This is a genomic window from Aeromonas sp. HMWF014, assembly GCF_963878295.1.
GTDB classification, from domain to species: domain Bacteria; phylum Pseudomonadota; class Gammaproteobacteria; order Enterobacterales; family Aeromonadaceae; genus Aeromonas; species Aeromonas popoffii.
In genome coordinates this window covers 8,838-17,048 of record NZ_CAWNYS010000492.1, presented here as the reverse complement: position 1 = coordinate 17,048, position 8,211 = coordinate 8,838, and the positions used below count along the sequence as shown (strand labels likewise).

The 8,211-nt window shown below is 54.1% G+C and carries 7 protein-coding genes; 3 read left to right on the top strand and 4 right to left on the bottom strand.

Features of this window, described 5'->3' with window-relative positions; translation table 11 throughout:
• Positions 1-203: hypothetical protein (locus AAC083_RS19000; protein ID WP_219927917.1), on the bottom strand; the 203-nt coding region annotated here is incomplete at its 3' end.
• Positions 204-583: 380 nt separating this feature from the next.
• Between AAC083_RS19000 and AAC083_RS18995 the strand changes: the two genes are divergently transcribed.
• The 3 genes from AAC083_RS18995 (at position 584) to ptsG (ending at position 4,773) form a co-directional block, all read left to right on the top strand.
• The gene (locus AAC083_RS18995) at positions 584-1,858 is read left to right on the top strand and encodes a maltoporin (protein ID WP_108537430.1); all 1,275 of its coding nucleotides are present in this window, start codon (positions 584-586) and stop codon (positions 1,856-1,858) included.
• 181 nt (positions 1,859-2,039) lie between these two features.
• A complete protein-coding gene (locus AAC083_RS18990; RefSeq protein ID WP_258224772.1) occupies positions 2,040-2,909 on the top strand; it encodes a MalM family protein in 870 nt (289 codons plus the stop codon).
• A gap of 433 nt (positions 2,910-3,342) precedes the next feature.
• Positions 3,343-4,773 (top strand): PTS glucose transporter subunit IIBC, encoded by a 1,431-nt coding sequence (ptsG, locus tag AAC083_RS18985; RefSeq protein WP_108537429.1) that lies wholly within the window; start codon positions 3,343-3,345, stop codon positions 4,771-4,773.
• A 252-nt stretch (positions 4,774-5,025) separates the two neighbouring features.
• Here the strand turns inward: ptsG and AAC083_RS18980 are convergent, their stop codons facing one another.
• The 3 genes from AAC083_RS18980 to glnD all read right to left on the bottom strand — a co-directional run.
• Positions 5,026-5,409 (bottom strand): DUF3461 family protein, encoded by a 384-nt coding sequence (locus AAC083_RS18980; protein WP_042038140.1) that lies wholly within the window; start codon positions 5,407-5,409, stop codon positions 5,026-5,028.
• A gap of 128 nt (positions 5,410-5,537) precedes the next feature.
• The gene (gene dapD, locus AAC083_RS18975) at positions 5,538-6,365 is read right to left on the bottom strand and encodes a 2,3,4,5-tetrahydropyridine-2,6-dicarboxylate N-succinyltransferase (RefSeq protein WP_042038143.1); all 828 of its coding nucleotides are present in this window, start codon (positions 6,363-6,365) and stop codon (positions 5,538-5,540) included.
• 135 nt (positions 6,366-6,500) lie between these two features.
• Positions 6,501-8,211 (bottom strand): [protein-PII] uridylyltransferase (gene glnD, locus AAC083_RS23345; protein WP_258224771.1); only part of this gene is annotated, 1,711 nt, incomplete at its 5' end.

Here is an 8,211-nt window from a genome sequence, read left to right as displayed (position 1 = left end):
GGGTGTTGGTTTAATATAATTAAATTAACATTTAAATAACTCATGCTCTCACTCTGAGCTTTCCCCTCCTTGTGTTCTTTATATGTCCCCCGTTGGTTTGACCATGGGGGATGTTTATTTTTGGGACAGACAAGCCTCAACTGACCATATTTTTCGCCTTTTATCCGGCTATTTTTCTGGCATCCCTTCGCTTGGCCGAGCATGTATTTCTGTCATGACAGACATGCAAGAAAATTAAAAGTTCCGCATTGAAAGCGATTTCAGTCATGTTTTTGTCATTGATTTGGGTGTTTTCATCTTAATAATTGAAGCGAATTAATGATTGGTATCGTTTTCATGGTTGCATTGTTTTCATTATTTTTGTCATTAGTGGTGAATTGTTGCTTTGTTTTTGCTTTTGACATCCCACTAAGCCATCTCTGGAGTGATCCGGGCACTTTGTCGCCATTCTGTGAATCAGCTCATGTTTGTCACGAAATTGGCTACCTATAATCGACCCCGGTTATCACCTAAGCGTTTTTATGGTGATAAGAACTTGAATATCAGGATCACACTCCTCTCAGCGGGAATAAGGAAAATGAAAATGAAAGCAAAGTGGCTTCCGATCGCTGCAGCAGTAACCGCAGCCCTGGCTTCCCAAGCCGCCTTCGCGGTTGATTTCCACGGCTATATGCGCTCTGGTGTCGGTACTTCCGACAACGGCAGCCTGCAAACTTACGCCAAACAGAAAGTAGGTCGTCTGGGCAACGAAGCCGAGACCTACGGCGAAGTACAGCTGGGCCATGAGGCCTACAACAAGGATGGCAAGTCCTTCTACGTCGACTCCATGTTTGCAATGGTTTCTGGTCAGCAAGGACGTGACTGGGAAGGCACCAGCAACGACGACGCCGAGTTTGCTCTGCGTCAATTTAACGTTCAAGCCAAAGGTGTTTTGGGCTTTGCCCCAGAATCGACCTTGTGGGCCGGTAAGCGTTACTACCAACGTCACGACATCCACATCACAGATTTCTATTACTGGGATGTGTCTGGTGCCGGTGCTGGCGTAGAAAATATCCAAGCTGGTCCGGGCAAGCTCTCTTTTGCATGGCTGCGTAACGATCCGTGGGAAAAATACGATGAGTTTGTTGGCGTAGTTGGTGTAGACGAGCGTGTTAACACTGACGTGCTGGACCTGCGTTATGCAGGCATCCCGCTGTGGAAAGATGGTTCTCTGGAGTTGGGTTATAACTACGCCCGTGGCAATCTGACCGATGAGCAGAAGTCCGTTCTGGGTGACAAGGAATTCGAGAGAAATGGTCACATGGTGACCGCAGAGTTGACCCAATCCATGCTGGGTGGCTTCAACAAAACTGTTGTTCAGTACTTTGCTGATGGTTATGCCGCTCAGGCGGTTGAATATGGTAGCGGTTCTGGTAGTGGCTTGAGCCAAGCTGCCGCCAAGGGCGACGGCTGGCGTTTCATCAACTGGGGCGTGCTGCCGGTGGGTGATAAAGTCGAAGTTGGTCACCAGCTGGTCTTCGGGACTGCCAGTGACATCGACAATAACAGCGCTGACAAGGAAACCTTCTCTGTAGTCGTTCGTCCGATGTATAAATGGAACGATACAATGAAGACTATCGCTGAGCTTGGTTACCACCACGATAACAATAAGCCGCACAACGGTACCGAAAGCAGTGATATCGGTAAGAAGTATACCCTGGCACAAGCCTGGTCCGCCGGTTCTGGTTTCTGGGCCCGTCCGGAAATCCGTGTTTACGCTTCCTATTTGGATGCCGATGGACAGTTCCGTCCGGATTCCAATGGCGTGAAACAGGATGACGTTTGGACCTTCGGTGTTCAAGCCGAAGCCTGGTGGTAAGCTGTTCATGACATGATTACAAGCGCCCCCGCATGACGGGGGCTCTTTTTTACAACACGTTTCGTAGGGTCACGCAATGAGATATTCCAGATTAGCTTTGACTGTATTCTGCTCTGTTGCCCTGGGGGGATGTGCTGCGTTGGAAACGAACGTAGCCCCGACTCAAGAGTTCAAGTCTATTATGGAAAATCGCGAGGTTGCGATGGACCAATTGGCTACGGTTAGTAGTTGCTGTCGCGATGTCTCCAGCCTGCCTTTTCAGGATCTCCATCTTGGTTCGACCAAGTTGATCCCAATCAATGGCAGCTCTCCGGTTTACAATTTCAGTGAAGGGAAAAGCTATTTTTTAGCCTTCCGTTTACCCGTAAACTCTGGTGATCTGCGTATCACAGTCGATGGATTAATTGATAAATCACTGTTCAACCCGACAGTCTTGATGCTTGATGCCAAATTCAATGTGACCCGCAAGTTAGGCAGCGATGTGTTCAAGTATGAGCCGGCGCGGATGCTGCAGGGGGATCGAATAGCAGCGGTGTTTACCGTTGATCGCTCCTATGTCGGCAACCCGAACAATGAGAGCTATATGGTGATCTATACCGACCATGGCACTCTGGATAAGACAACGACCATTTTTAGTCCCTCCAAGCTGATGACCAGGTCACTGGGGGTGGTTGACTACGGAGAGAAGGATCCTGTCATTCCGCACTCTCCCTGGGGCGTTGTCAGCATATCTGTGGAAGACTTGAGTGGCGTAAAGACAGACAGCAACTATTACAAGCCTATCTATCAGGATGTGATTGATGCCAATACGCCGGTGGTCAACTCTTCGCCCAATAAACTGGTGGTGCCACTGGCCACTACTGGGGTTGCCAAAAGTGTGGCACCCATGCTGACCGAGACCGAAGCCTTCTATCAGTCCCAAATCGAGAAAGCGGTAAAAGCCGGCGATATCGACAAGGCGATGCAACTGGTCAATGAGGCCGAGCGTGCCGGTTCAACCAAGGCGAAATCCATCTTTATTGACGCGGTCAAGCGTTCGCAAAAAGGCTGAATATTGCCCAGTCTTTATAGAATGATATTTATTTGAGGCCTCCCTTGTTGGAGGCCTTTTTAATCGGTAGACTAAAATAGAAAAACAGCAATAAGTTACATTCGGTTACAAGGTGTTTCCTTTGGTATTGTTATGATTGGTTAAAATACAATGCGAAACAGCACTTTTCATATTAATGGCGTAGCATGAAAGTGCCGAATTATATCTTCAATTCTTTCGAATTCCCCCTCAGAATTATCTTGTGATCTCCCCTCCAAATTCTTTATTCCCTTGCGCCTGAACGAAGAAATTTTCGATCTACTGGGTTATATTCATCTGGTCAAAATAAACAACCCCCCAATCGAATTCATGCCGATGAAGATGATGCTCGTGATCGTCTATCAATTGGACTGAAGCGTTTACGGGAAGATAATCCATTCAGGAGCATACACTCATGATGAAAAATGCGTTTTCTAATCTGCAAAAGGTTGGTAAATCGCTGATGTTGCCCGTCTCCGTATTGCCAGTAGCAGGTATCCTGCTCGGTGTCGGTGCTGCAAACTTCAGCTGGTTGCCAGAAATTGTTTCCCATTTGATGGAACAGGCCGGTGGCTCGGTATTCGGTCAGATGGCCCTGCTGTTCGCCGTCGGTGTGGCCCTCGGCTTTACCAATAACGACGGTGTTTCCGGTCTGTCAGCCATCGTTGGCTACGGTATCATGACCGCCACCCTGTCTGTGATGGCGCCAGTGATGGGTGTTGACAAGATCGACACCGGTGTCCTGGGCGGTATCCTCGCCGGTGGTGTCGCCGCCTGGGCGTTCAACCGTTTCTACAAGATCCAGCTACCAGAGTATCTGGGCTTCTTCGCGGGCAAGCGTGCCGTCCCCATCATCACAGGTTTCGTCTCTATCGGCCTGGGTGTGATCCTGTCGGTAATTTGGCCGCCAGTTGGCGCTGCCATCGGTGCCTTCTCTGACTGGGCTGCTAACCAGAACCCGGTACTGGCTTTCGGTATCTACGGCGTGGTTGAGCGCTCACTGATCCCGTTCGGTCTGCACCACATCTGGAACGTGCCTTTCTTCTATCAGGCAGGTACCTGTGTTAACGCTGCCGGTGAAACTGTTCACGGTATCATGACCTGCTTCCTGACTGCTGATGACGCTTCCCGCGCTGCCGGTAACGGTTTTGGTCAGCTGGCTGGTGGCTACCTGTTCAAGATGTTCGGTCTGCCTGCTGCTGCGTTTGCTATCGCTCACGCTGCCAAGCCGGAAAACCGCGCCAAGATCGTTGGTATCATGGCCTCTGCCGCCCTGACCTCTTTCCTGACCGGTATCACCGAGCCGATCGAGTTCTCCTTCCTGTTCATCGCTCCGGTACTGTACGCAATCCACGCTGTACTGGCTGGTCTGGCCTATGTGCTGACCAACTCCCTGGGCGTGGTACACGGTCATACTTTCTCCAACGGCTTTATCGACTTCGTGGTGCAATCACCCCGTGCCGACAACATGCTGCTGCTGGTAGGTCTGGGTCTGGTCTACGCGGTCATCTACTACGTGGTGTTCAGCTTCGTTATCCGTGCCATGAACCTGAAAACCCCGGGCCGTGAAGACGAGACTGCGGAAGAGACCGTTAGCCAAAGCAAGGACGGGATGTCTGCTGCTCTGGTTGCCGCCTTCGGTGGTAAAGAGAATATCGCTTCTCTGGATGCCTGCATCACCCGTCTGCGGGTTGGTGTGAACGATGTTGCCAAGGTTGACCAGGCTGGTCTGAAGAAACTGGGGGCTGCCGGTGTGGTCGTGTCTGGTTCCGGCGTACAAGCCATCTTCGGTACCAAGTCCGACAACCTGAAAACCGACATGGACATCTGGATTAAGAGCAACTAATCCTGTTGCCTAAATATCTGCGTGTTTGAAGAGGGAGGCGAAAGCCTCCCTCTTTCTATGTGTGGTCCGGGATAGTGCGAGTCGACGTGAGTCGGGTCGTGGCAGGTATGGGGTTGCCCAAGTGGCGCAGTGGAAAGTCGGCCCTGTTCATAAGTTGGCATGCTTAGCTCACCTTATCGAGAGTCATCAGTAGATAAAGCCTGCCAATAAAAAGAGCGCCACTTTGGCGCTCTTTTGGCGAGTTGGGGGGGGCTAGAGTTTCTCCAGATCCCGCTCTATATCGCGGATCTTGTTCTGCACCACTTTTTCAAGATGACGCAGATCACGCAGTATCTTCTGCTTGATATCCGGGTCAGCCTGGGTGTGCACGCCCTGAGTCAGGTTATCCAGCTCATCCACCACATACTTGAGATTGGCGTTGATTTCGGTGACATCCTTGTACTCATGGGTACCCGAGTCGACCAGCATGGTCTTGCGCTGGCGGGGATATTTGAATTTGACACTCTTGGCGAAGAACTCGCCCTTCTGCTTCTTGAAGTAGATCTTGAGGATGTCGTGATTGGCTTCCTGGCGCAGGGTATAGCTGTCCACTGAGGTGGGTTCCTGGATCCCCAGGCTCTTCAGATTCTCGTACATCGGGCTTCCTCGGTTTGAAACGATCCTGACCCGTCTATCTTAACCGAAGCCTGATGGCTTGCCTGTGACAGGGGCGCCAAAATCAAAAGGGCGCCATAAGGCGCCCTTTTTCATCACAGCAATGCTGATTACTCGTCGATGGAGCGCAGCAAGGCGTTGATACCGACTTTGGCGCGGGTCTTGGCATCCACCTTCTTGACGATCACGGCGGCGTACAGGCTGTACTTGCCACACTTGGAGGGCAGGGAGCCAGAGACGACCACGGAACCCGCCGGTACGCGACCATAGTGGATTTCACCGGTTTCGCGATCATAGATGCGAGTGGACTGGCCGATGAAGACGCCCATGGAGATGACGGAGCCTTCCTCGACGATAACCCCTTCAACCACTTCGGAGCGGGCACCGATAAAGCAGTTGTCTTCGATGATGGTCGGGTTGGCCTGCAGCGGCTCCAGTACGCCACCAATGCCGACGCCGCCGGAGAGGTGCACGTTCTTGCCGATCTGGGCGCAGGAGCCCACGGTAGCCCAGGTGTCGACCATGGTGCCTTCGTCAACGAAGGCGCCGATGTTGACATAGGAGGGCATCAGCACGGTATTGGGGGCGATGAAGGCGCCTTTGCGTGCAGTCGCCGGTGGCACCACGCGCACACCCGCTTCCTTGAACTGCTCGGCAGTGTAGTCGGAGAACTTGAGGGGAACCTTGTCGTAGTACTGGGCGTCGTCGCCCTTGATGATGCCGTTGTCATTGATGCGGAAGTAGAGCAGTACCGCTTTCTTCAACCACTGGTGTACCACCCACTCGCCAGCAATTTTCTCGGCGACACGGGCCTTGCCGGTATCCAGCAGGTCGATGGCTTGCAGGATGGCGGCTTTGGTGGCGGCATCGACTGAGCCTGGCGTGATGGAATCACGGCGCTCGAAGGCCGCTTCGATGATCTGTTGCAACTCGGTCATGACAGGTTTCCTTTAAAAAATTCGGTTTGTTGTATCACACTTTTCCAATTGTTTTTAAGGGCTCAAGCCGATTTCTTCGGGAGAACGGTGATTTATTGTGCTTAAGTGGTCCAACCATTTGTTCTGCTTGATAAATCAGGATGAAGAAAGGCGTCTTGTGAGGCCTTTCTCCGGTCTGTCGCTGCTCTCCTCATCGGCCGACGCCTGGGGGTTGAGCTGATTCACCAGCCGCTCTTCCAGCGCCTGCTGCTCATGCTGGGTCAAGGGGTCGCCCGTGAGGGTGGTGAGGCTGAAGAAATCCTCCACCCGCTCGCCAATGGTGGTGATCTTGGCCGCATGCAGGGAGAGGCCGCACTGCTGGAACACGGCACCGATCCGGGCCAGCAGACCAGGCGTATCCAGCGCCGTCAGCTCCAGTAGCGTGTGGCGGTTTTCGCCCTTGTGGGGCAGGAAGACGGCGCGGGTCGGTACGCTGAACTGGCGGTGGCGCCGCGACAGCGGCTTGTTGCGCAGCACCAGCTTGCCCGGCTCCTGCAAGGCTTTCTCCAGCGCCTTCTTGATGGTGGCGGTGCGGTTGGGGCTGATGGGCTCGCCACTCGGCTCCAGCACCACGAAGGTATCCAGCACATAGTCGCTGCGCGAATTCATGATCTGGGCATCGTGGATGTTGAGGTTCTTCTGATCCAGCGCCGAGGCCACGGTGGCAAACAGGTTTGGGGTATCGCGGCAGTAGATGAACACCTCGCTGCCCCCCCGGGTAGGATGCTTGCCGATGATCACCAGCGGGGCCGGGTTGTCGCCATGCGCAATGATCTTGCGACAGTGCCAGGCGATCTGCTCCGGGCTGTGGCGCAGGAAGTAGTCGGCCTTGAAGTCGCTCCACAGCTGGTTGATGGCCGCTTCCGGCACGTCACGCTGGGCCAGGATCTGCTTGGCCTGACGCTGGTTCTCGCGAATGCGCAGCCGCATGTCGGGTGGATTTTCCAGCCCCTGGCGCAGTGCCTTCTGGGTGGCGAAGTAGAGTTCGCGCAGCAGGGTGCCTTTCCAGTCGTTCCAGAGGCTGTCGTTGGTAGCACAGATGTCGGCCACAGTGAGGCAGTAGAGCAGGTCGAGATGTTGTTCGTCGCGTACTTTCTGGGCAAAGTCGGTGACCACCTCGGGATCATAGATGTCGCGGCGTTGGGCGGTGACTGACATCAGCAGGTGGTGGCGCACCAGCCAGGCGACCAGCCTGCTCTCGTAGCGATCCAGGCCGTGCAGCTGGCAAAACTCCAGTGCATCCACGGCGCCGAGCTCGGAGTGATCCCCGCGCCGGCCCTTGGCGATGTCGTGAAACAGGGCGGCGATACTGAGCAGCTCCGGCTTGCGCAGCCGAGTGAACACCTCATGGCAGAGCGGGTGACTCTGGCGACTGGCCGGATTGGGGAACTGATGAATGTTCTTGAGCAGCCGGTGGGTGTGTTCATCGACCGTGTAGGCGTGGAACATGTCGAACTGCATCTGGCCCACGATGAGATTCCACTGGGGCAAATAGGCCGCCAGGATCCCGTATTTGTGCATCAGGGTGAGCGGCTGACCTATGCCGTTTGGGTGGCGCAGCAGCGCCATGAACAGGCGGCGGCACTCGGGCAAATCCTGCAGCCAGCAGTTGAGCTTGCGGCGCGCCTCGCGCAGCTGGCGCAGGGTGGCGGAGTGGATGCCGGCCATCTCGGGATGTTGGGCTATCTGGTAGAAGAGCCGCAGTATGGCGGCGGGCTCGCGGCCAAACAGCTCGGCATCCACCGCGTCGATGAGGCGACCACGGAGCTGGAATTCGTCAGAGAGGCGGCGCACGTCCATGGCGGTG